General features: G+C 38.6%; 1 protein-coding gene. It reads right to left on the bottom strand.

Going from position 1 to position 1,594, the window contains the following annotated elements:
- Window positions 1–281 precede the first annotated feature (281 nt).
- The coding region (locus tag TY15_RS22950; RefSeq protein ID WP_081799503.1) for an IS1380 family transposase at window positions 282–1,594 on the bottom strand (1,313 nt) is incomplete at its 5' end.

The following is a 1,594-nucleotide window of genomic DNA, read 5'->3' on the forward strand; positions in this document are numbered from 1 at the left end:
TTAGGCAGAATGTCTTAAAATGTTAGTGTTTTTGAGCATACTATCCCCTTGGTCTAAAAAGTTGTTTTTAAATATTGGCAGCATTAAATTTGTTTGTTGATTTCCGTTCCGGGCGCTTGCTTTCCGCGGGGAGGAAGTCGAGCCTCCTCGGCGTTCCGCCTGTGGGGTCTCGACTTTTCCTCTACATCCTGCAGGAGTCAAGCGCCCTCCACTCCAATCAACAGTGTGTAAAGATTAAAATTGCACATTAACACAGCCCGATAATTAGATAGCAGACAAGTTTATTCCAGCTTTAGCAGTTGAATTCTCTGTAATACTTTCCAAAAGAATTCTTGGTACACAAAACTAGAAGACAACTTAAAGTAAAGCGATCGTCCTGATTTCACTAATTTACTTGCGACCTTTATCAGTCTTGTTCGAATGGTTTCGATTTGTATGCTTTTTTGCCCCTCTGGAAAACAAAGCGTGCGAAGCCAATTTGTTAGGTTATATGCCAATAAACTCAACATCATCTTGGATTCATTTACTTGAAAAGAATGGCTGTTCATTTTATTCAAACCAAATCCATTCTTAGCTTCCTTGATAAAGTTCTCCATTGTGCCTCTTTTTTTGTACGCATTCACGATATTCTTCGGGGAAAATGCGTCTATCAAGTTCGTTACAAAAAATGAATGTGTGAAAAACAATTCGCCCGCCGGGCGAACAGATTGGATGATAACTTTTCTAGGCTTAGACCAAGATTTTGCTTGATATTCGGTTTCCTCATAATAAATCTCTGTTTTTGTTGTATCGGATGGTATGGAGGCAGGATGTAGTTCATCAGCGAGACGTTGCAAATTGGCATTTGATTTTAAACGAATCACATAATAAACCGACTCTTCCTCACATAAATCATACAAAGCTGGAACAGCAAAGCCACTATCCCCTCGTAAGAAGGGGATTATCGCGGGGAATTTCTCGTTATAATGCAAGATAAGAGGTTTGATAAATTCCACGACTCCGTTGGAAGTATAGACATTTCCCGGTCTTAGTTGGGCTTTTAAAAAATCTCCAGTCATTCCATCAAAAGCAACCAATGGATGGAAACCAACTGTTCCGTAATGAGAATTGTAAGATGCGGATTCCTGTTTTCCATACGTATCGGCATGTGTTGAATCTAAGTCGATGATAAGAGCTTTTGAATCTCTGATTTGATGGACTTTGTCTAGAAGTTCTTGATTAGCTTGATTTAATTGCTCAATAGATTCGTGATCAAACCGTGCAAAAAAACGGGATAAACTAGGTTGGGAAGCTAAAGATTCAGTCCCGATGACTTGCGTGAACACGGGATCATTCGTTAATTGATCAGCTGCATCATCTTCGGAATAACCGGCAATGATTTGATAAATCTTTTGACGAAGTAGGTTTTCATTCGAATGAAAAAAGTAGAGTCTTTCGTCTTTTAGTTGTAGGTATTTAGTTAATGTCTCTGAAAACTTTATTTTCTCATCGAATTCTCTAAAAATGAGTTCACCGGTATCAGAAGAAAGGGTACCTCCATCATTTGACAATTTAATTTGACGATTGAAATTTAGGGTTAATTGCGGTAAAGTAG

Origin of the sequence: Neobacillus jeddahensis (assembly GCF_000612625.1) — a bacterium.
Taxonomy (GTDB): Bacteria; Bacillota; Bacilli; order Bacillales; family Cytobacillaceae; genus Neobacillus; species Neobacillus jeddahensis.